19 protein-coding genes, 2 pseudogenes and 1 other annotated feature are annotated in these 23,848 nt (G+C 35.5%); all 21 genes and pseudogenes read left to right on the forward strand.

Translation table 11 applies throughout. The annotated features are described in order from the left end of the window. Positions 1-266 precede the first annotated feature (266 nt). The 21 genes and pseudogenes from HT723_RS02715 (at position 267) to HT723_RS02815 (ending at position 23,185) form a co-directional block, all read left to right on the forward strand. Complete coding sequence (locus tag HT723_RS02715) at positions 267-1,166, forward strand: type II CAAX endopeptidase family protein (protein WP_000066794.1); 900 nt, start codon at positions 267-269, stop codon at positions 1,164-1,166. Next, positions 1,150-1,437: an autorepressor SdpR family transcription factor gene (locus HT723_RS02720; RefSeq protein ID WP_000006513.1), complete on the forward strand. Its 288-nt coding sequence runs from the start codon at positions 1,150-1,152 to the stop codon at positions 1,435-1,437. Before HT723_RS02715 ends, HT723_RS02720 begins: the two co-directional genes overlap by 17 nt. After that, a complete protein-coding gene (locus HT723_RS02725; RefSeq protein WP_000694123.1) occupies positions 1,418-2,059 on the forward strand; it encodes an SdpI family protein in 642 nt (213 codons plus the stop codon). Before HT723_RS02720 ends, HT723_RS02725 begins: the two co-directional genes overlap by 20 nt. A gap of 126 nt (positions 2,060-2,185) precedes the next feature. Further along, positions 2,186-2,642: pseudogene (locus HT723_RS02730) on the forward strand (DUF3290 family protein). Next, a pseudogene (locus HT723_RS02735) lies at positions 2,639-3,270 on the forward strand (DUF421 domain-containing protein). The pseudogenes HT723_RS02730 and HT723_RS02735 overlap by 4 nt, the downstream one beginning before the upstream one ends. Positions 3,271-3,324: 54 nt before the next feature. Next, the gene (locus HT723_RS02740) at positions 3,325-5,070 is read left to right on the forward strand and encodes an ABC transporter transmembrane domain-containing protein (protein WP_172934573.1); all 1,746 of its coding nucleotides are present in this window, start codon (positions 3,325-3,327) and stop codon (positions 5,068-5,070) included. Continuing rightward, on the forward strand, positions 5,060-6,802 hold the full coding sequence (locus HT723_RS02745) for an ABC transporter ATP-binding protein (RefSeq protein WP_172934574.1): 1,743 nt from the start codon (positions 5,060-5,062) through the stop codon (positions 6,800-6,802). The genes HT723_RS02740 and HT723_RS02745 overlap by 11 nt, the downstream gene beginning before the upstream one ends. A gap of 129 nt (positions 6,803-6,931) precedes the next feature. Next, a complete protein-coding gene (locus HT723_RS02750; protein ID WP_119919885.1) occupies positions 6,932-7,624 on the forward strand; it encodes a sugar transferase in 693 nt (230 codons plus the stop codon). A 42-nt stretch (positions 7,625-7,666) separates the two neighbouring features. After that, positions 7,667-8,893 (forward strand): DegT/DnrJ/EryC1/StrS aminotransferase family protein, encoded by a 1,227-nt coding sequence (locus HT723_RS02755; RefSeq protein WP_172934575.1) that lies wholly within the window; start codon positions 7,667-7,669, stop codon positions 8,891-8,893. Positions 8,894-10,057: 1,164 nt separating this feature from the next. Then, a complete protein-coding gene (gene pfbA / locus HT723_RS02760) occupies positions 10,058-12,214 on the forward strand; it encodes a multi-ligand-binding adhesin PfbA (protein WP_050222924.1) in 2,157 nt (718 codons plus the stop codon). Next, a complete protein-coding gene (locus HT723_RS02765; protein WP_078929784.1) occupies positions 12,198-12,944 on the forward strand; it encodes a protein phosphatase 2C domain-containing protein in 747 nt (248 codons plus the stop codon). Before pfbA ends, HT723_RS02765 begins: the two co-directional genes overlap by 17 nt. Before the next feature lie 57 nt (positions 12,945-13,001). Then, positions 13,002-13,643, forward strand: coding sequence for a phosphate uptake regulator PhoU (locus HT723_RS02770; protein ID WP_172934576.1), 642 nt, complete (start codon positions 13,002-13,004; stop codon positions 13,641-13,643). Positions 13,644-13,655: 12 nt separating this feature from the next. After that, positions 13,656-15,131 carry a UDP-glucose--hexose-1-phosphate uridylyltransferase gene (gene galT, locus HT723_RS02775; protein ID WP_000848802.1) on the forward strand — a complete coding sequence of 492 codons (1,476 nt, stop codon included), beginning with the start codon at positions 13,656-13,658 and terminating at the stop codon, positions 15,129-15,131. 12 nt (positions 15,132-15,143) lie between these two features. Then, complete coding sequence (galE, locus tag HT723_RS02780) at positions 15,144-16,154, forward strand: UDP-glucose 4-epimerase GalE (protein ID WP_000996557.1); 1,011 nt, start codon at positions 15,144-15,146, stop codon at positions 16,152-16,154. Between the two features lie 179 nt (positions 16,155-16,333). After that, the gene (locus HT723_RS02785) at positions 16,334-16,993 is read left to right on the forward strand and encodes a DUF1868 domain-containing protein (protein WP_050261139.1); all 660 of its coding nucleotides are present in this window, start codon (positions 16,334-16,336) and stop codon (positions 16,991-16,993) included. Between the two features lie 24 nt (positions 16,994-17,017). Continuing rightward, the gene (locus tag HT723_RS02790; protein WP_000738380.1) at positions 17,018-18,085 is read left to right on the forward strand and encodes an extracellular solute-binding protein; all 1,068 of its coding nucleotides are present in this window, start codon (positions 17,018-17,020) and stop codon (positions 18,083-18,085) included. A gap of 100 nt (positions 18,086-18,185) precedes the next feature. Next, on the forward strand, positions 18,186-19,196 hold the full coding sequence (locus HT723_RS02795) for an ABC transporter ATP-binding protein (RefSeq protein ID WP_050251329.1): 1,011 nt from the start codon (positions 18,186-18,188) through the stop codon (positions 19,194-19,196). Between the two features lie 11 nt (positions 19,197-19,207). After that, entirely contained in the window at positions 19,208-20,899 is a 1,692-nt protein-coding gene (locus HT723_RS02800; RefSeq protein WP_166731581.1) for an iron ABC transporter permease, read from the forward strand. 2 nt (positions 20,900-20,901) lie between these two features. After that, the gene (locus HT723_RS02805) at positions 20,902-21,612 is read left to right on the forward strand and encodes an MgtC/SapB family protein (protein ID WP_000127549.1); all 711 of its coding nucleotides are present in this window, start codon (positions 20,902-20,904) and stop codon (positions 21,610-21,612) included. 95 nt (positions 21,613-21,707) lie between these two features. Continuing rightward, positions 21,708-22,076 carry a hypothetical protein gene (locus HT723_RS02810; protein ID WP_138699396.1) on the forward strand — a complete coding sequence of 123 codons (369 nt, stop codon included), beginning with the start codon at positions 21,708-21,710 and terminating at the stop codon, positions 22,074-22,076. Positions 22,077-22,183: 107 nt separating this feature from the next. Further along, positions 22,184-23,185, forward strand: a complete 1,002-nt coding sequence (locus HT723_RS02815) for a LacI family DNA-binding transcriptional regulator (RefSeq protein ID WP_000789951.1) — start codon at positions 22,184-22,186, stop codon at positions 23,183-23,185. Between the two features lie 217 nt (positions 23,186-23,402). Beyond that, positions 23,403-23,633 (forward strand) — a binding site (T-box leader). Positions 23,634-23,848 lie beyond the last annotated feature (215 nt).

Below are 23,848 nucleotides of genomic sequence, written 5' to 3' on the forward strand. Positions count from 1 at the left end.
AAAAGTTGAAAAATAGTCGAAAAATCCAGATGTACCAAGGTATTAAGTAAGGTCGCGGAGAATTAAGTGATAAAGTCGGGATTATACCAAAAAAAGGTTTATTTCCCCAACGTATGGTTTGAAAAATCACTCTTTAGACTTTATCCTGAGAAAATAAAAATTCCCTAAACTATTTAGAAAAAAATCTAAATAGTTCTTGTATTTAGAATAGAAAGGTGTATAATGTTATTTAGAAAAATATCTAAATAGAAAGTGAAGTTACATATATGTCAAATAAGAGAACAATCCTTCTTTTTGTGGTCTTGGCTTATGCCCTTGCTTGGATAATATGGTTGGCACTATGGATAGGTGGTGTTGGTCTAAATTCTCCATGGAGTCAACTTGCTAGTATTGTAGCCATGTGGATGCCTGCGCTTGCAGTCTTTCTCTTAGGGAAAATCACGAATCAACCTAGTGGAATCAAATCTAAATTAGTCGTGAATCTCAAGAGGAACTGGCGCTTTTACTTACTAGCTATCTGGTTCCCAGCAGTTATCAGTTTTTTAGGAGCAGGACTTTATTTTCTTCTATTCCCTAGCAATTTCAGCCTTGGTTTTGAATCTATTCAAGCTATTTTACAAGAAAAAGGAGTCCTTCAATCACCGTTCCCCTTATCTTTCTTGGCCTTGATTCAAATCCTAGCTAGTTTGACCTACGCTCCTTTTCTTAATAGTTTCTTTGCATTGGGAGAGGAAATTGGTTGGCGTGGCTATCTTTACCCAGCTCTAAGAGGACGCTTTTCAATAGTCCAGACTCATGTCTTGCTTGGTCTCATTTGGAGTCTTTGGCATCTACCAATCAATTTGCAAGGCTATAATTATGGACTATCTTATTTTTCTTATCCCGTTTTGGGAGTTGTTGCTATGTTTCTATTTTGTTTTAGCCTAGGAATATTGTTGAGCTGGTTGTTTGAAAAGACAGGTTCTATCTGGGCTTCTGCCCTATTTCATGGGGCAATCAATGCAACTGCCGGTATTGGGTTACTCTTTCAATTACCAGGAGAAAAAGTTTCAAGCCTCTTGATTTTAGGCCCATCACCGACAGGAATACTATCAGTTCTACCTTGCTTAGTCCTAGCCCTACTAATATTACAGAGGGAAAGGAGTCATTATGAGTTTTGCAAATAGCTTTAAAGCCTTATCTCATCCAGTTAGGAGAGAGATTTTGAATTTACTCAAAACAGGTAGATTACCTGCAGGAGAAATTGCCAGTCAATTTGAGTTGACTAGTGCAACTATTTCACACCATCTTACGATTTTGAAAGCAGCGGATTTGATTCATGAAATGAAAGAAAAAAACTTTATTTATTATGAGTTAAATACATCGGTTTTAGAGGATATAATGGTTTGGTTAGCAGATCTGAAAGGAGATCATTTTGATGAAGATAAAAATCAATAAGAAATTGGTATTATTTACGAGCATTCTCATCCTACTACCTTCCCTTGTAGGTTGTGTTTTCTGGAATCAATTACCAGAGGAGATACCCACTCATTTTAATCTACTGGGTCAAGCAGATGGCTACAATCATAAAATGTCTGCTATCTTTGGATTACCGACTCTCATGCTTTTGATGCATTGGTTGCTTCTATTTTTAATGATTAAGGATCCTAAATCTAGCAATATCAGTTCAAAAATACAACTCTTGATTTACTGGATTATTCCTTTTGTATCTTGTCTATTAATGATTTCTATCTTCGGAGAATCTTTGGGTTATTCCATGATGAGTGGGCTACTAGCTCAGATTTTTATGGGAGTCGTGATGATCGTAATTGGAAATTATCTACCAAAAACACACCGAAATTATATAATCGGTATTCGACTACCGTGGACCTTAGAGAATGATAAAAACTGGAGAAAAACGCATCGCCTAGCTGGGAAAATTTGGGTATTCGGAGGATTGTTATTGTTTCTAAATTCCTTTGTGCAACTATATGTTTACTGGGTATTCTTCTTGACACTTTTCTTTGTAGTGATAATTCCTAGTGTCTATTCTTATCAATTATCAAAATTAGAATCTTGAAATAGCTACTGGAGTCATTAGTTTGAGAAGTTGGTCTGATATGTCTATTTCCCCAACGTATGGTTTGAAAAATCACCCTCTTTCATTTATAATGAAGAATGATTTTATGAAAAGGCGTGAAAATAAATGAAATTTTACTCATATGACTATGTGCTTAGCCAAATCAGTCAGCAAAATGGAATCATGATTGGCTTTGGGATTGTGCTCCTAGCTATCACAGGATTTTTTGCCTTCAAGGCGTATCGTGATAAAAAAGGTGACTAGATTTTGTGAATTGGTCATGATTTTTGTCTTGACTTTGATAGCCATGCTTTTGGTGACAATCTCAAAATACCAGACCGATCAAGCCTCTAACAATCAATTTCAAACTTCACTTCATTTCATAGAGGTTGTTTCCAAAGACTTGGGAGTGGATAAATCAGAAGTTTACGTCAATACTTCTGCAGTTACTGATGGAGAACTTGTCAAGGTCGGTTCAGATTTCTACCACGCCATGAACGAGAGCGAATTAGACAAGTATCTTTTAAAGAAATTAGAATTGCATCAAACAGACGTTATTGAATTGGTGAAGGTAAACAAGTGACACTCAACTGTATGGAAATTGTAATCGAACTGGCCTTGGGGCTCTTCTCACTTGTTTTGTTATCAATGTGACAGGAAAGGGGAACTTAGCACCTAACTCTGCGACAGATTAAATTCAGAATTATGTTCTCTGTGCTATCATTGGTGGGGTGATTTACAATAGTTCTATCAGCATTTTGCAGTACGAGGTGATTTTACTGATGTGGACTATTTTGGTTTTGACCCTCAAGTGGCTTCATAATATTCGTTTTGTGAAATGTTTGATTGATGGTAAGCCAACTCTCCTCATCAAACATGAGAAGATTGACCTAGAAGCCTGTCGTTCGGTTGATTTGTTTGGGGTGGATGTAACCCTCAAACTTCGTAGCCAAGGGATTTTCCAGATGAAGCAAGTTGAACGAGCTGTGCAGGAGCAAAATGACCAACTCATCGTGGTCCAAATGGGAGATGAAAATCCTAAGTATCTAATTGTGACTGATGGTGTTATCCAAGTAGAAGTCTTGGAATCGCTTGGCTGTAGCGAAGAGTGGTTGATTGATAATCTCGGCAAACAAGGGCATGACAATGTAGCCAATATCTTTATCGCTGAGTATGACAAAGGTGACGTTACAGTTGTAACCTATGAATAAGAAAAACCTGGGGTCGGAGTCTCAGGTTTCCATTTGGAACTAGAAAGGAATTTTATGTCCATTATTCAAAAACTCTGGTGGTTTTTTAAGCTAGAAAAACGCCGTTATCTAGTCGGAATTGTGGCCTTGGTCTTGGTTTCTGTCCTTAACCTCATTCCCCCAATGGTCATGGGGCGGATCATTGATGCTATCACATCGGGGCAATTAATTCAGAATGAACTACTTATTTACCTATTTTACTTGCTTCTTGCGGCCTTTGGTATGTACTATCTGCGCTATGTTTGGCGTATGTATATTCTTGGGACATCCTACCGTCTGGGGCAGATTATGAGGTCTCGCTTGTTTGAGCATTTTACAAAGATGTCTCCAGCCTTTTATCAAACCTATCGGACGGGGGACTTGATGGCACACGCAACCAATGATATCAATTCTTTGACGAGTCTTGCAGGTGGTGGTGTTATATCTGCGGTGGATGCCTCTATTACAGCTTTAGTGACTTTGCTGACCATGCTCTTTAGCATTTCCTGGCAGATGACTCTAGTTGCAATTTTACCCCTGCCTTTTATGGCATATGCGACCAGTCGTTTGGGAAGAAAGACTCATAAGGTCTTTGGAGAGTCACAGGATGCCTTTTCTGAACTCAATAACAAGGTTCAGGAGTCTGTATCAGGTATCAAAGTGACCAAGTCTTTTGGTTATCAGGCAGATGAGCTGGAGTCCTTTCAGGCAGTCAATGAATTAACCTTCCAAAAGAATCTCCAAACCATGAAATACGATAGACTCTTTGACCCAATGGTTCTCTTGTTTGTTGGATTATCCTATGTTTTAACACTCTTAGTCGGCTCTTTGATGGTTCGGGAGGGGCAGATTACAGTTGGAAATTTGGTCACTTTTATTAGTTATTTGGATATGATGGTCTGGCCTCTCATGGCTATTGGTTTCCTCTTTAATATCACTCAGCGAGGAAAGGTTTCTTACCAGCGGATTGAGAATCTTTTGTCTCAGGAATCATCTGTAAAAGACTCCGAGTTTCCTCTGGATGGTATTGAAAACGGGCGCTTGGAGTATGCTATTGATAACTTTGCTTTTGAAAACGAGGAAACGCTGATGGATATTCACTTTAGTTTGGAAAAAGGGCAAACCCTGGGCTTGGTTGGGCAGACAGGCTCTGGGAAAACATCCTTGATTAAACTCCTCTTGCGTGAGTACGATGTGGATAAGGGAGCTATTTATCTAAATGGTCACGATATTAGGGATTATCGTTTGACAGACCTTCGCAGTCTCATGGGCTACGTCCCTCAGGACCAGTTCCTCTTTGCGACTTCGATTTTAGACAATATTCGCTTTGGCAATCCTAACTTGCCCATTTCAGCGGTCGAGGAAGCGACTAAGCTAGCTCAAGTTTACCAAGACATTGTAGCCATGTCACAGGGATTTGATACGTTGATTGGTGAAAAGGGAGTCAGTCTTTCTGGTGGGCAAAAGCAGCGTCTGGCTATGAGTCGGGCTATGATTTTAAACCCTGATATCTTGATTTTGGATGATTCCTTATCCGCCGTAGATGCCAAGACAGAGTATGCGATTATCGACAATCTCAAGGAGACGCGAAAGGACAAGACAACCATTATCACTGCCCATCGCCTCAGTGCTGTTGTCCATGCAGATTTTATTTTAGTTCTACAAAATGGTCAAATTATCGAACGAGGCACGCACGAAGACTTGCTAGCGATGGATGGCTGGTATGCCCAAACCTACCAGTCTCAGCAGTTGGAAATGAAAGGAGAAGAAGATGCAGAATAAACAAGAACAATGGGCTGTATTGAAGCGCTTGATGTCTTATCTCAAGCCTTATGGACTCCTGACCTTTTTGGCACTCAGTTTTCTCCTAGCGACGACGGTCATTAAAAGTGTCATACCCCTCGTGGCTTCCCACTTTATCGACCAGTATCTCAGCAATCTTAACCAACTAGCCGTTACCGTTTTGCTGGTCTACTATGGTCTCTACATCCTACAAACTGTAGTTCAGTATGTCGGCAATCTTCTCTTTGCGCGCGTGTCTTACAGTATTGTTAGGGATATTCGTCGGGATGCCTTTGCCAATATGGAGAAACTGGGCATGTCTTACTTTGACAAGACGCCAGCAGGTTCTATCGTTTCTCGTTTGACCAACGATACCGAGACGATTAGTGATATGTTTTCTGGGATTTTATCCAGCTTTATCTCAGCAGTTTTTATCTTTCTGACAACCCTTTATACCATGTTGGTGCTGGATTTTCGTTTGACGGCTTTAGTCTTGCTCTTTCTCCCTTTGATTTTCCTTTTGGTCAATCTCTATCGAAAAAAGTCAGTGAAAATCATTGAGAAAACCAGAAGTCTCTTGTCAGATATCAATAGTAAGCTGGCAGAGAATATCGAGGGAATCAGGATTATTCAGGCCTTTAATCAAGAGAAGCGCCTGCAGGCAGAATTTGATGAAATCAACCAAGAACACTTGGTCTACGCCAACCGTTCTGTAGCCTTGGATGCACTCTTTTTGAGACCTGCCATGAGTTTGCTGAAACTTCTAGGCTATGCAGTCTTGATGGCCTACTTTGGCTACCGTGGTTTTTCTATCGGGATAACGGTCGGGACCATGTATGCCTTTATCCAGTACATCAACCGCCTTTTTGACCCCTTGATTGAGGTGACGCAAAACTTTTCAACTCTGCAAACGGCTATGGTTTCTGCAGGTCGCGTCTTTGCCCTGATAGACGAGAGGACCTATGAACCTCTTCAAGAAAATGGGCAAGCCAAAGTCCAAGAAGGCAATATCCGTTTTGAACATGTGTGTTTCTCATATGACGGTAAACATCCGATTCTGGATGACATTTCTTTCTCTGTTAATAAGGGTGAAACCATTGCCTTTGTAGGTCATACAGGTTCAGGGAAATCGTCTATTATCAATGTCCTCATGCGCTTTTATGAATTCCAGTCAGGGAGAGTTCTCTTGGATGATGTGGATATCAGGGATTTCAGTCAAGAAGAGCTGAGAAAAAACATCGGTTTGGTCTTGCAGGAACCCTTCCTCTATCATGGAACTATTAAGTCCAATATCGCCATGTACCAAGAAATCAGTGATGAACAGGTTCAGGCTGCGGCAGCCTTTGTGGATGCAGATTCCTTTATTCAAGAACTTCCTCAGGGGTACGACTCCCCTGTTTCCGAGCGTGGTTCGAGCTTCTCTACTGGGCAGCGCCAGCTTCTTGCCTTTGCTAGAACAGTCGCCAGCCAGCCTAAAATCCTGATTTTGGATGAAGCGACAGCCAATATTGACTCTGAAACAGAAAGTTTGGTTCAAGCTTCTCTGGCGAAGATGAGACAGGGCCGAACAACTATTGCTATCGCTCACCGCCTTTCTACTATTCAAGACGCCAACTGCATCTATGTTTTGGACAAGGGGCGCATTATCGAGAGTGGAACTCATGAAGAACTCTTGGCCTTGGGAGGAACCTATCACAAGATGTATAGCTTGCAGGCAGGGGCCATGTCCTAACACTCTTTGATTTTCATTGAGTAAAAGAAGGAAATCCTTCAAATTACAGATTTCTTTCACCGCCTTTTCCATTTTGTGGTATAATGAAAAATGTTGACAAATAGTATAATAAAAACAAAGGAGAACAGCATGCTGAAATGGGAAGACTTGCCTGTGGAAATGAAATCAAGCGAGGTTGAGTCTTACTACCAGCTTGTCTCTAAAAGGAAGGGTTCGCTGATTTTCAAGCGTTGCTTGGACTGGGTTTTGACCTTGGTCTTACTGGTTCTGACCTCTCCCATCTTTCTCATCTTGAGCATTTGGATCAAGTTGGATAGCAAGGGGCCAGTGATTTACAAGCAAGAGCGCGTGACCCAGTACAATCGACCTTTCAAGATTTGGAAGTTCCGTACCATGGTGACAGATGCGGATAAAAAAGGGAGTCTGGTGACTTCTGCTAACGATAGCCGTATTACCAAGGTTGGCAATTTTATCCGTCGTGTCCGTTTGGACGAACTGCCTCAACTGGTCAATGTTCTTAAAGGCGAAATGTCCTTTGTCGGTACACGACCTGAAGTGCCACGCTACACAGAGCAGTATAGCCCTGAAATGATGGCAACCTTGCTCTTACCAGCAGGGATTACCTCTCCAGCCAGCATCAACTACAAGGATGAGGACACCATCATCAGTCAAATGACGGAGAAAGGTCTGTCAGTTGACCAGGCCTATGTGGAGCATGTTCTTCCTGAAAAGATGCGCTATAACCTTGCCTATCTCCGAGAGTTTAGTTTCCTTGGAGACATCAAAATCATGTTTCAAACCGTGTTTGAAGTGCTAAAATAAAGTAGTCATGAGAGAATGAGTACAGATAAAAGGAGCAAATCAATGCCAAATTACAATATTCCATTTTCACCGCCTGATATCACAGAAGCAGAAATTGCTGAAGTAGCGGATACCCTGCGTTCTGGTTGGATCACAACAGGTCCTAAAACAAAAGAACTGGAGCGCCGCTTGTCTCTTTACACACAGACACCTAAGACTGTTTGTCTCAACTCTGCGACAGCCGCTCTGGAGTTGATTTTACGCGTTTTGGAAGTGGGACCTGGTGATGAAGTCATCGTTCCAGCCATGACCTATACAGCTTCATGTAGTGTCATCACGCACGTAGGAGCGACCCCTGTCATGGTAGATATCCAAGCAGATACGTTTGAAATGGACTATGACTTGCTGGAGCAAGCTATTACTGAAAAGACTAAGGTGATTATTCCGGTTGAGCTTGCGGGGATTGTTTGCGACTACGACCGTTTGTTCCAAGTAGCGGAGAAGAAACGTGACCTCTTTACTGCGTCAAGCAAGTGGCAAAAAGCCTTTAACCGTATTGTGATTGTCTCTGATAGTGCCCATGCTTTGGGATCAACTTATAAAGGACAACCAGCTGGTTCTATCGCTGACTTTACTTCCTTCTCATTCCATGCGGTTAAGAACTTTACAACGGCAGAAGGTGGAAGCGCAACTTGGAAGGCCAATCCAGCGATTGACGACGAAGAGATGTACAAGGAATTCCAAATTCTTTCCCTTCACGGGCAAACTAAGGATGCTCTTGCCAAGATGCAACTGGGTTCATGGGAATACGATATCGTTACACCAGCTTACAAGTGCAATATGACAGATATCATGGCATCGCTTGGTTTGGTACAATTGGACCGTTACACTGGTTTGCTAGAACGTCGTAAGGACATCGTGGATCGCTATGATCGTGGTTTTGCAGGTTCTCGCATCCATCCTTTGGCACACAAGACTGATAGTGTCGAATCTTCACGTCACCTTTACATTACCCATGTAGAAGGAGCGAGCTTAGAAGAACGCAATCTTATCATCCAAGAATTGGCCAAAGCAGGAATTGCAAGTAGCGTCCACTACAAACCGCTTCCGCTCTTGACAGCCTATAAGAATCTTGGATTTGATATGACGAACTATCCTAAGGCCTATGCCTTCTTTGAGAATGAAATTACCCTCCCTCTTCATACTAAATTAAGCGATGAAGAAGTAGACTATATCATTGAGACTTTCAAAATAGTTTCTGAAAAAGTACTAACTTTATCAAAAAAATGACAAACTACAGACAAGCGAAAGTAATACTGTCCCTAAAAAGTCTAATTGAGTGTAAAAACTGTTGTTTTCAATTGATAATAGTTTACACCTGTAGTTGAGGCCCCTTTCTCCTCAGAGAGAGAATTTTTATAGGATTTTCCTTTCTTGTGGGAGTCCCGTGGTTTGAAATAAGATGTGAGCAATTTGGTGTAGCATTTAGAATCCTTACTAGACATCATTTAGAAAATCTACTGTCTTGTTCTAGTTTTCAATTCACCCTATTTTTTGAAAGACGTGAGTTTCCATGAGTGAGATTGTGGAAACTCGCGTCTTTTTTTTGTTTTCAGAATATTGTTCAAAGTTTTGTGCCTGTCTTTCATGTTCTAGTCATTCTTTTACATGATAGAATTTATAGCATGTTAATATTATAATAATACGAATATCCCATATGTTTAGTGATGCTTGCTATACATCATTAGATCTCCTGCGAGACAATCTATAAAACACTTGTCTACGATTACCTATATGCCCTATTCCAGTATTTTAGAAGCACTGCATCTATTTTTATCGAGGTTAAATCTAGCTTTTATAGAAGGTCTATTTAAGAAATATATTGTAGTGTTTTAGTTTCAATCCGCCATATGAGCGATATTAAGGTAAATATCCCTGGCGAATGCTTGTATGACAAGGTATTTGTTCTTTCATTTATAATTTACAACATATCAATAAATTTAAATATAGTAAATGGGATATTTTATATTCAAGCTAAGAAAGATAGCATCACTTTTGAATGGAAGGCTAAAGAGCAAACTAGGAAGTTGGCCATAGATAACTCAAAACCCTGCTTTGAGGTTGTAGATATAGTAAAATGAAATAAGAATAGGACAAATTGATCGGGACAGTCAAATCGATTTCTAACAATGTTTTAGAAGTAGAGGTGTACTATTATAGTTTCAGTCTACTATAGAACTGACCAAGTCAGTAACCTAGACTTAGGGCAAGGCGGCACTGACCTAGTTTGAAGAGATTTCCGAAGAGTATAAATTTTAATATTTTCTTGTGTTATTCCTTGACAATTCAATTTGGAAAATATATGATAAAGATAATGACAGCGGTGTCATTCTATCTATTTTAAGAAAAGTAATAATCAATTGTTAAAAAATAGTAAAAAAATTGGAGGTTCTGATGAAATATTTTGTTCCTAATGAGGTATTCAGTATTCGTAAATTAAAGGTGGGGACCTGCTCGGTACTATTGGCAATTTCAATTTTGGGAAGCCAAGGTATTTTATCGGATGAAGTTGTTACTAGTTCTTCACCGATGGCTACAAAAGAGTCTTCTAATGCAATTACTAATGATTTAGATAATTCACCAACTGTTAATCAGAATCGTTCTGCTGAAATGATTGCCTCTAATTCAACCACTAATGGTTTAGATAATTCGTTAAGTGTTAATAGTATCAGCTCTAATGGTACTATTCGTTCTAATTCACAATTAGACAACAGAACAGTTGAATCTACAGTAACATCTACTAATGAAAATAAGAGTTATAAGGAAGATGTTATAAGTGACAGAATTATCAAAAAAGAATTTGAAGATACTGCTTTAAGTGTAAAAGATTATGGAGCAATAGGTGACGGAGTTAATGATGATCGTCAAGCAATTCAAGATACAATAGATGCTGCAGCTCAAGGGCTAGGTGGAGGAAATGTATATTTTCCGGAAGGAACTTATTTAGTAAAAGAAATTGTTTTTTTAAAAAGTCATACACACTTAGAATTGAATGAGAAAGCTACCATTCTAAATGGTATAAATATTAAGAATCACCCTTCTATTGTTTTTATGACAGGTTTATTTACGGATGATGGTGCGCAAGTAGAATGGGGCCCAACAGAAGATATTAGTTATTCTGGTGGTACTATTGATATGAACGGTGCTTTGAATGAAGAAGGAACTAAAGCAAAAAATCTACCACTTATAAATTCTTCAGGTGCATTTGCTATTGGGAATTCAAATAACGTAACTATAAAAAATGTAACATTCAAGGATAGTTATCAAGGGCATGCTATTCAAATTGCAGGTTCGAAAAATGTATTAGTTGATAATTCTCGTTTTCTTGGGCAAGCCTTACCCAAAACGATGAAGGATGGGCAAATCATAAGTAAGGAGAGCATTCAGATTGAACCATTAACTAGAAAAGGTTTTCCTTATGCCTTGAATGATGATGGGAAAAAATCTGAAAATGTGACTATTCAAAATTCCTATTTTGGCAAAAGTGATAAATCTGGGGAATTAGTAACAGCAATTGGCACACACTATCAAACATTGTCGACACAGAACCCCTCTAATATTAAAATTTTAAATAATCATTTTGATAACATGATGTATGCAGGTGTACGTTTTACAGGATTCACTGATGTATTAATCAAAGGAAATCGCTTTGATAAGAAAGTTAAAGGAGAGAGTGTACATTATCGAGAAAGCGGAGCAGCTTTAGTAAATGCTTATAGCTATAAAAACACTAAAGACCTATTAGATTTAAATAAACAGGTGGTTATCGCCGAAAATATATTTAATATTGCCGATCCTAAAACAAAAGCGATACGAGTTGCAAAAGATAGTGCAGAATATTTAGGAAAAGTATCAGATATTACTGTAACAAAAAATGTAATTAATAATAATTCTAAGGAAACAGAACAACCAAATATTGAATTATTACGAGTTAGTGATAATTTAGTAGTGTCAGAGAATAGTATATTCGGTGGTAAAGAAGGAATTGTTATTGAGGATTCAAAGGGTAAAATAACCGTTTTAAATAACCAATTTTATAATTTATCCGGTAAGTATATATCATTCATCAAATCTAATGCAAATGGGAAAGAACCTGTTATACGTGATAGCGATGGTAATTTCAATATTGTAACGGAGAATGGGCTTTACAAAATTGTAACAAATAATTTAAGTGATAAAAACGAAAAAGAAAAAAACAAAGAGGAAAAATTTAAAACAAGTTCATATGTGCATGAAAAACAATCTAATTCAAATAATGTAATTGATAGTAACCAGAAGAACGGAGAGTTTAACTCAAGTAAAGATAATAGACAAATGAATGACAAGATCGACAATAAACAAGATAATAAGACAGAAGAAGTGAACCATAAAATAGTTGGAGATGGCAGAGAAACTGAAAATCATATTAATAAATCTAAAGAAATAGTAGATGTAAAACAAAAATTACCAAAGACTGGTTCGAACAAGATTATGGAACTATTCTTAACAGTGACAGGAATTGGTTTACTTTTGACACTAAAAGGGTTGAAGTATTATGGTAAAGATAAATAAAATTTGTTCGATACAAGGAAGTTCTGTAGAAAATGAGGATGCTGTAGGTTCACAAAATCAGTATTTTTGGATTATCGATGGAGCTACAGATTTATATAATTCTAAAGAGGAGATAGGTTATTCAGTCTCAGAAGTTGTACATATTTTATCAGAAAGTTTGTCGGTTAATTGTAAAGAATCAAAAACTCTTAAACAAATATTTGAAACTGCTTTACTTGAGGTTAAAGATGAAATCGGTTTAAACTCATATGAATTAACAGAGTATTATCGCTTACCAACATTTGCTTTTATATTTGCTAAACTTTCAGAAAAAAAGTTGGAGTATATGATGCTAGGTGACTGCGTCATGTTAGTAAACGAAATGGAAATAACTGATCATAGAGTAGATAACTTATTTGAAAAAGGGAAAAATGAGATAAAAGATTCAATTGGTACAAATAGTGTTTTAAATAAAAAAATTATTTTACAAAAAATCAGAAAATTATCTAATCAACCGAATGGGTACTGGATAGGTTCGTTGGATGAGAGATTTTTAGACTATGCTATTATTAATCAAATAGATGTTACTAGTGAACAAATTGTTTTAATGAGCGATGGCTTTTATGAATTCTATCAAAATAATCAAAATAAAACTTTTGAAGAGTTAATTAAGATGAGATTTAATTCTTCTGCTATTGATCCAATCTATGTAAAGAAAGATGATGCAAGTATTCTAGTTATTGATGTTTGATATATTGTTTAAAATATTAATTGTTACTATTGAACTTTGTTAAGAAGAGGTACCTAAATGTTAAGGTTATATTTAGAAAATGAAATTATAGAATTATCAAATAATTTAGAGACCATTTGGGTATCTGTGCTTGATAAATATGAGAAGTTATTTGAATATTTATCAAATGAAGAACGAGTAGAATTGATTAAAGAAGATTTAATCATAAATGAGTCAGTTCTAAATATTGATAAAAAAGGATTTGAGTTAATTTGTTTACAACATCCTGTTTCATATGACTTAAGAAGAATTATTAGTGTAATAAAAATATCAACTGACATTGAACGTATTGGGGATAGAATTGTTGAAATTTTAAAAAATCTACAGATTATTCAAAATAATGAAAATTTGAAGAAAATTATTTCAGAAATAAAAATACTTCATGAAGTTATCGGACTGCATATGAATAGGGCTATATCTTGTTATAGAGAGGAACAATTTGGATGTTTAGATATGGTTGTTATACAAAAACAGAATGAGATAGAAGAGCTTAGTATAAATATTGAAAAGAAAATAATGAATTACATATTTGAAGATGATGGGAATGTTTCTGAAGTAATTGGTGCTTTAGATATTATTCATCACCTTGATAAAATTGCTCATACTACGCAATCAATTTATAAATGGATAATGTATAGAAAATATGGGAACATAAATTAGAAAGAAAAATATATGAAAACAATTATTGATAATTTTGTTGATAGAGTAATTGAATACGGAATGTATAATGAAATTGACAAAATATATGTGAAAAATAGAGTACTAGCGTTAATAGGTGAGGAGGGGACTGATCGCATTTCCGATGAAAATGACCTGAAACAAATAAAAGATTACTTAGTGGAAATCGCCTTAAAAAACGGTAAAATTAAAGATTTAATCGAGGAAAAGGAATGTTTAGGAGCAGAGTTAATGAATTTCATAGTTCCTTTACCTAGTCGATTAAATGATATTTTTTGGAGTTCATATGATATATCACCTCAAGAAGCAGTTGAAGAGTTTTATAAGTTAAGTAAAGATAGTGATTATATTAAAACTTCTGCTATTGCTAAGAATATTGAGTTTCGAGCATCAACTAAATACGGAGAGCTAGAGATTACGATAAATTTGTCAAAACCCGAAAAAGATCCAAAAACAATTGCTGCTGAAAAATTAGTAAAAGCCACTAATTATCCCAAATGTTTACTATGTATGGAAAATGAAGGATATCAAGGGCGAATAAATTATCCAGCACGTTCGAATCATAGAATTATTCGATTGAAACTTGGTGACGAAGTATGGGGATTCCAGTATTCTCCCTACTTATACTTTAATGAGCATGCGATATTTTTAAATAGTCAACATGTACCAATGGCTATTACCTCTAAAACATTTGAACAATTATTGGAGATTGTTGATATTTTGCCAGGATATTTTGCTGGTTCAAATTCTGATCTTCCTATCTCAGGAGGCTCCATTCTTAGTCATAACCACTACCAGGGAGGGAAACATATTTTCCCAATGGAAAAAGCAAAATTTGAGAGTGAATTTCGTTTTAAAGACTTTGAGGATGTTAATGCTGGTATTGTAAAATGGCCAATGTCAGTAATTAGGTTACAAAGTGAAAATAAAAATCGCTTGTTAGATTTAGCTACTAAAATTCTAAATAAGTGGAGAGAATATTCAGATTTAGAAGTAGACATCATTGCTATGACTGAAGATGTCCCACACCATACGGTGACTCCTATTGCTCGTAAAGTGGACGGGAGATATGAATTAGATATTGTTCTAAGAGATAATCATACTACTGAACAGTACCCAGATGGTGTTTTCCATCCTCATCAAGATGTACAACATATTAAAAAGGAAAATATCGGGTTAATCGAAGTGATGGGACTTGCAATATTACCACCTCGTTTGAAACCAGAGTTAGAAGAAGTTGGAAAATATCTTTTAGGAGAGGATAACGCAATTGCGGATTATCATTTAGAATGGGCCGACCAATTGAAAGAAAAATATCCTCGCATTAATAAAGAAGAGGTTAATAGCGTAGTTCAACACGAAGCAGGACAAGTGTTTGCGAGAGTTCTGGAAGATGCAGGAGTTTATAAGAATACACCGTCTGGGCATGAAGCGTTTATGAGATTTGTTAAATCGGTTGGAATTAATTAGGAGGAAACAAAAATGGCAATATTGGTAACAGGCGGAGCTGGTTATATTGGTAGCCATACCGTAGTAGAATTACTAAATTTAGGAAAGGAAGTCATCATTGTCGACAACCTTTCGAACTCTAGCATCTTGGTGCTAGACCGTATTGAAGCAATTACAGGAATACGTCCCGTGTTTTACGAATTAGATGTTTGTGATAAACCAGCATTGAGAAAGGTATTTGAACAAGAATCGATTGATGCTGCAATTCATTTTGCAGGTTATAAAGCTGTCGGAGAATCCGTGCAAAAGCCTGTGATGTACTACAAAAATAATATTATGAGTACATTGGCACTTGTTGAAGTGATGTCAGAATTTAATGTTAAAAAGATTGTCTTTTCTTCAAGTGCGACTGTATATGGAATTAACAATCAGTCACCTCTAATTGAGACGATGCAAACAAGTGCGACAAATCCTTATGGGTATACGAAAGTAATGCTTGAGCAAATTTTAAAAGATGTTCATGTGGCAGATTCAGAATGGAGTATTGCGTTGCTTCGTTATTTCAATCCAATTGGTGCTCATGAGTCTGGTTTGATTGGGGAAGATCCCTCAGGAATTCCTAACAACTTGATGCCTTATATTGCACAAGTAGCGGTAGGTAAGTTGTCAGAGCTAAGTGTGTTCGGAAATGATTATGATACGCTTGATGGTACTGGTGTGCGTGATTATATCCATGTAGTAGATTTAGCAATAGGACATATAAAAGCTTTAGAAAAAGTATCTGAAAAAACAGATGTTTATATCTATAACCTAGGCTCGGGAGAAGGCACTAGTGTATTACAACTTGTAAATACATTTGAAAGTGTTAATAAGATCCCTATTCCTTATAAAATAGTTCCAAGACGTTCAGGAGACGTTGCAACTTGTTATGCAAATGCAGACAAAGCATATAAGGAATTAAATTGGAGGACAACAAAATCGATTGAAGACATGTGTAGAGATACATGGAATTGGCAATCAAAAAATCCCAATGGCTATAATTGATGATACTGTCTATATGAGTGCTGTATTTTGAAAAAATTACTTAACCTTTTAATGAAATGCATATTTAATGAAAGATAAATTTAAAAAAATGTTTGCAAGTGCTTGACAAAGGAAACGGTTTCATTGTATAATGTAAACACAGTGACACCGATGTCAAATATAAAAAAGAAGGTCTTTATATGAAAAACTTAACAAAAATTAAGTTCAAAGAGAATGGGGAATTTAATCATTTCCCTGGGAATACAGTTGTAGCAAATCTTTATACTAAACAAGATTTGATGGAAGTTGTTGATATTATTCAATCACGTTATAGAGAATTACCATTTATCGATAAGTTTACTTTAACTCCAAGGAATTCTATTCACATGACTGTAATTGAATTGTTGTGCCATGAAAATCGTGAAACGGAGTTTTGGAGCAGTAATCTTCCTCTAGATACACCTTTACAGGAAATACATGATTACTTTGCTAAACAACTTGAAATTTTTCCATTGTTGGATGAAGAAATTCATATGCGTATAACTGAAATGGGAAAACAAAACATACTAGTTGAACCTGTAGATGAAGCTTCTGCAAAGAGATTAGAAGAAATTCGTACTTATGTCTCAGAAAAAGCAGGTGTTCGTTTCCCTAATCATGATAGATATCAATTCCATATTTCAATTGGGTATCTTCGGATTCCTCTAACCGAAGAGGAGGAAGAAGAGTTTACTAAATTCAGAGCAGAATTAACTGAAATTTTATTAGAGAAGATTCCAACTATTACTGTAAACCGTATTGACTATACTGTATTTGAAGATATGAGACAATTTGTTCCATATCACGAAAAATTTAAATAAAATAATAAAAAAGGAGAACTTATCATGAAAAAAATGAAAGTTTGGTCTACTGTACTTGCAACGGGAGTTGCTCTTACTACACTTGCTGCTTGCTCTGGAGGTTCAAATTCTACGACTGCTTCTTCATCTGAAGAAAAAGCTGATAAAAGTCAAGAATTAGTAATCTATTCGAACTCAGTCTCAAATGGTCGTGGTGATTGGTTAACTGCTAAAGCAAAAGAAGCTGGTTTTAATATAAAAATGGTTGATATTCCTGGCGCTCAATTAGCAGACCGTGTTATTGCCGAGAAGAATAATGCAGTTGCAGATATGGTATTTGGAATTGGTGCTGTTGATTCAAATAAAATTAGAGATCAAAAATTACTAGTCCAGTACAAGCCTAAATGGTTAGATAAAATTGATCAATCTTTATCAGATAAAGATAATTATTATAATCCTGTGATTGTTCAACCATTAGTTTTAATTGGGGCGCCTGATGTAAAAGAAATGCCTAAAGATTGGACTGAATTAGGTAGTAAGTATAAAGGTAAATATTCAATTTCTGGGCTCTCAGGTGGAACAGGACGGGCAATTCTAGCAAGTATCTTAGTTCGATACCTTGATGATAAAGGTGAATTAGGTGTTTCCGAAAAAGGTTGGGAAGCAGCAAAAGAATATTTGAAAAATGCATACACTCTTCAAAAGGGAGAAAGTTCAATTGTTAAGATGTTAGACAAAGAAGATCCAATACAATATGGAATGATGTGGGGTTCTGGTGCATTAGTTGGACAAAAAGAACAAAATGTTGTTTTCAAAGTTATGACTCCTGAGATTGGTGTACCATTTGTAACTGAACAAACTATGGTTTTAAGCACTAGTAAAAAACAAGCGTTAGCTAAAGAATTTATTGATTGGTTTGGCCAAACAGAAATTCAAGTAGAATATAGTAAGAACTTTGGATCTATTCCTGCAAATAAAGATGCCCTAACAGAGTTACCTGAAGATACGAAAAAATTTGTGGATCAAGTGAAACCACAAAATATTGACTGGGAAGCTGTTGGAAAGCATTTGGATGAATGGGTAGAAAAAGCTGAATTAGAATACGTACAATAAGAAATAATTTAATTTTTATGTCCAAGTCTCTCTATTATTTCTAAATTTAAGGAAGAAATAAAGAGAGGCTTTTGGTTTAGTAATAGAGGGAGTTAGTGAGATGATTAAATTTGATAATATTCAAATTAAATATGGTGATTTTGTTGCAATTGATAATCTGAATTTAGATATACATGAAGGGGAATTTTTTACATTTCTTGGGCCTTCAGGATGTGGTAAATCAACTACTTTGAGAGCATTGGTAGGTTTTCTAGATCCATCATCAGGAAGTATTGAAGTTAATGGAACAGATGTCACTCATTTGGAACCTGAAAAGCGTGGAATTGGTATTGTATTTCAATCTTATGCGCTATTTCCAACTATGACTGTTTTTGATAATATTGCATTTGGTTTAAAAGTTAAGAAGGTAGCTCCAGATGTTATTAAAGCAAAAGTATCAGCAGTAGCAGCAAAAATTAAGATCTCTGATCAACAGTTACAGCGTAATGTATCAGAATTATCTGGGGGTCAACAACAAAGGGTAGCATTGGCTCGTGCTCTGGTTCTTGAACCTAAAATTCTTTGTCTAGATGAACCATTGTCAAACCTTGACGCAAAATTACGTGTAGATTTGAGAAAAGAGTTGAAAAGACTTCAAAAAGAGTTAGGTATTACTACTTTATATGTTACTCATGATCAAGAGGAAGCCTTGACTTTATCTGATAGAATTGCAGTCTTTAACAATGGATTCATCGAACAGGTCGGTACACCAGTAGAAATTTATCATAATTCTCAAACTGAATTTGTATGTGATTTTATTGGAGATATTAATGTTTTGACCGATGAAACAGTCCACGAAGTATTACTGAAAAATACAAGCGTTTTCTTAGAAGATAAAAAAGGATACATTCGATTAGAGAAAGTTCGATTCAATCGTGAAACTGAACAAGATTTCATTCTAAAAGGGACAATTATTGATGTTGAGTTTTCTGGAGTTACAATTCACTATACAATAAAAGTTTCTGAAAGTCAGATTCTTAATGTAACAAGTATTGATAGTCAGGCTGCTATTAGATCCGTCGGAGAAAGTGTGGAATTATTTATCACACCATCAGACGTTCTGCAATTTTAAGGAGGTGCAGTATGCGTCATAAATTAAATTTAAAAGATTGGCTTATTCGTTTAGGGTTAATCTGGTTCTTAGTAACATTTATTATTTATCCAAACTTTGATCTAGTAGTGAATGTATTTGTAAAAGGAGGAGAATTTTCCCTTGATGCTGTACATCGTGTTCTAAAATCTCAGAGGGCACTTCAGAGTATTATGAACAGTTTTAAGTTGGCATTTTCACTCATTATTACAGTTAATGTCGTAGGTATTCTTTGTGTTCTATTTACAGAATACTTTGATATTAAAGGTGCTAAAATTTTAAAATTAGGTTATATGACCTCTTTAATTTATGGAGGAGTGGTTTTAGCGACTGGATATAAATTTGTCTATGGTCCTTATGGATTGATTACAAAATTTTTACAAAATATTATCCCTTCTTTAGACCCTAACTGGTTTATTGGGTATGGTGCAGTCTTATTCATTATGACATTTTCAGGAACTGCTAATCATACATTGTTTTTAACAAATACAATTCGAAGCGTTGACTATCACACTATTGAGGCTGCTCGAAATATGGGAGCAAAACCATTTACTGTTTTCCGAAAAGTAGTGTTACCAACCTTAATTCCAACTCTATTTGCACTTACTATCATGGTTTTTCTTAGTGGTTTATCTGCAGTAGCAGCACCCATGATTGTTGGTGGTAAAGAATTTCAAACTATAAATCCAATGATTATTACATTTGCAGGGATGGGGAATTCTCGTGATTTAGCTGCTCTACTTGCAATTATTTTAGGTATTGCAACTACAATTTTGCTTACTATCATGAACAAGATAGAAAAAGGTGGAAATTATATTTCTATCTCTAAGACTAAAGCGCCTCTTAAAAAACAAAAAATTGCGTCTAAGCCTTGGAATATCATTGCTCACATTGTAGCATATGGATTGTTCACAGTTTTCATGCTTCCACTAATTTTTATAGTATTATACTCATTTACAGATCCAGTTGCAATTCAAACAGGTAACTTAACATTATCAAACTTTACTTTAGAAAATTATCGCTTATTCTTTAGTAATAGTGCGGCATTCTCTCCATTCTTGGTCAGCTTTATTTATTCTATTATTGCTGCGACAACAGCAACAATTCTCGCAGTTGTATTTGCTCGTGTTGTCAGAAAACATAAATCTCGTTTTGATTTCTTATTTGAATATGGTGCTCTACTTCCTTGGTTACTACCAAGTACACTTTTAGCAGTAAGTTTATTATTTACTTTTAATCAGCCACAATTTCTTGTCTTGAATCAGATTTTGGTAGGTGGTTTGGTAATTCTACTTATTGCATATATAGTTGTAAAAATCCCATTTTCTTATAGAATGGTACGTGCTATTTTATTTAGTGTTGATGATGAGATGGAAGATGCAGCAAGAAGTATGGGTGCTTCACCTTTTTATACTATGATGAAGGTTATCATTCCATTTATTTTACCGGTTGTTCTCTCTGTTATTGCTTTAAACTTTAACTCTTTATTAACTGACTTCGACTTATCTGTATTCCTTTACCATCCCCTAGCTCAACCATTAGGTATTACGATTCGATCTGCAGGTGATGAAACAGCAACATCTAATGCACAAGCTCTGGTATTTGTTTATACAATTGTTCTGATGATTGTTTCTGGAACTGTATTATACTTCACACAAAGACCGGGGCGTAAAGTAAGGAAATAATCATGACAGCCACTAGTCTTGGGTTATCACATATTGAAATAGTTGTCAGGATTGTTTTATCAGTAGTTATTGGTGGTGTAATTGGTTTAGAGAGAGGAAGTAAATCTCAACCAGCAGGTATTCGTACACATAGTATTGTTTGTCTGGCTGCATGTTTAATTATGATGACGAATGAATACGTATCTTATAAATTTGGTACAGGAGATCCTACACGCTTAGGTGCGCAGGTTATATCAGGTGTTGGTTTTCTTGGGGCTGGAACAATACTTATTACAGATAAAAAGAAAATAACTGGTTTAACAACTGCAGCCGGAATATGGGCTTCAGCTGGAATTGGATTAGCTATTGGAGTAGGTTTTTATGAGGGAGCTCTTTTAGTAGCCATTTCTGTTTGGGGTGTGATATCCATGTTCCAACCACTAAAAAAATATCTACGAAATCGTTCTAAAATGATTGAATTGTATATAGTGGTTAAATCTACAGAAGCCTATAATCGTGTATTGGTTTATTGTGCAGAAAATGGCATTAGAATGACTGATTCTAGAACTGCATTTGGAGATGTTAATTCTGACAGAATTGAATATTTTGATGTTCCAGACAAAAAAATCGCGTCATTTATTACTCTGGAATTATCAGGTAGATTTGAGCACCTTCGTTTGATGGAAGAAATTGCTAATATTGTAGGTGTTATTTATGTCGAAGAAATTAGCTGAAATTTAGTAAACAAAGGGACAGATGTTTTTGTCCTTTTGTTTTTTAGATGTTTTAATCATCTAATTTTTGAGTAGATTTTTGCTCAGAGGTTTTTATGAAAGATTATAAAATCAATTTTGATTTAGGTAAAATAGAATATTTTGATAATAATTGTTTGATACAAGTATACAAATTTATTTCTTTTTATGATATTTATGAAATGGTGTTTGCCTTTCATTTACCTCCTGATGAGTTGATAACAAATGTTATCTTTAAAGAAAAAATTAACTCTATGTTAAAATGTTGCATTGACAGGCTATTATATGTTTTTATAAATCCTACACATTTTACTGAAAAAGTTAATCTACAATTTTATGGTAGTTTTTTCTCATATGAATTTATTTGTCGTGAAGTTGGAAACATTCTTAAAAATAAAGGTGTGAAATGCAATTTAAACTTTTTTGAAGGGGAAGAATATTTGTAAAATTAATTTTGTGAATTTGTGGATCTTAAATAATTTACTAAATTCTCTTGTTAAAAAAAATTAAATATTGTATAGTAATATTAGAATGTTCGTAATGGAGGACTGAAATGAAAAATATAAATGGGAAAAAGGTAACTATTTATGACATTGCACGTTTATCAGGTTTTTCTCCAAAAACAGTTTCACGAGTTATTAATGGTGGAGTAAATGTTAAAGAAGAAACTTATCAAGCGATTCAAAAAGTTATAGAGGAATTGTCGTATATTCCAAATGCGTATGCAAAAAATTTAACTAAAAAAGAAGCTATAAATATATTGATTTCTGTAAAAAAAATCGACTCTTTTCCTTTAATTTGGTTTCAAACTTTATTAGATAAAGTTTTACAAACTTGTAAAGAGTATGGTGTTAATGCTATAGTTGAGTACTTTGGAGAGGAGGATACAATTAGTAATTCAATTATATCAAGCACAGGTAGCCTAGTAGATGGTGTTATTGTTTTTTATGAAAGTGTAGATGATATCAGAATTCAGTATTTAAAGAAGAACCATATGCCTTTTCTTGTTTTCGGTGAATCTCAAACGTCTGGAGTAGTCTATGTATCTAATAATAATTTTCAAGCTACTTATGATATGATGAAAGCTGTAACTGAAGAAAAATTTAAAAATATGTGGTTGCTTATGGGAGGAGAATCTCATGTTAATAAGGATCGTGAAAGAGGTGTGCGTTCTTTTCTGAATGATAAAAATTACTTTATGGATTTAAAAGTCATTTATGGCTTATCTACAATTGATTCAGTTTATTCTTATGCAATGCAGCACTTGACTACCCAAAATGATCCGGACATTATTTTTGTTTCAGGAGATGAAAAGGTTCAGGGCTTGATTCGTGCGTGCTATGAGAAAGGAATTCTTATTCCAGATGATATTTCTATCATTGGATTTGATAATATTCCTATTTCTCAGTATTATACTCCAGCTTTGTCTACAATTGCTCCCAATTATGTTAAATTGGCTAAAGAAATGATAGAAGGTGTTTTAGCAATTATTAAAGGGGAAAGTGTCACATCTGTTGAAGTTTCTCCTAAATTTGTTAGGAGACAGAGTTTCTAGTATTGTTTAATTCTTGAAAATCCTAGTGGAAAAGATGGAGTGTTCTAAAATAAGTTCTGTTTAGCCTCCATTCAGTTTCTATTGAGTTGGATCCAATTTCTAACAAGTGGGACATGTTCATGTTCATGTTCGATCTAAGGAAGACATGGTCACATTCGAATGATATTTTCAAAAAAATCGTAAAAAAGTCTTGACAAAGAAAAAACAAAGTATTAAAATAAGTTCAACAAATCAGAAAAGTAACTATTTTTGATCTTCAGGGAGCCTGTGGTGATTGTGAATAGGTGGTTGGAAGTAGTGAAAGTGGGCTGATTTAAAAAATGAATTTGAAACAATGAAAATTCGGTGCGCACACCTTACAGTGCAGCTTGTTGTTAGACAAGGCAGAGATGTAAAGGAGATAGTTCCTTTATAATTGAGGTGGCACCGCGTTACCAACGCCCTCACATGGAAGTAGATTCCGTGTGTGGGCTTTTTTCTATCCGTCATTTTGTTTATCTTTTATTAGGGCCTTAAGTCGCTTTGATGAACTTGAGTTTTATCTACAGCTCCTTGCCTGTTACTAAAAATAAACAAAAAGCTGAATTAATATGGAAAAAGCTAGTAATACTCAATGAAAATCAAAGAGCAAACTAGGAAACTATCCGCAGGCTGCTCAAAACA

The sequence above is a fragment of the Streptococcus sp. 2106 genome (genome assembly GCF_013277315.1).
In the GTDB taxonomy this organism is placed as follows: domain Bacteria; phylum Bacillota; class Bacilli; order Lactobacillales; family Streptococcaceae; genus Streptococcus; species Streptococcus pseudopneumoniae.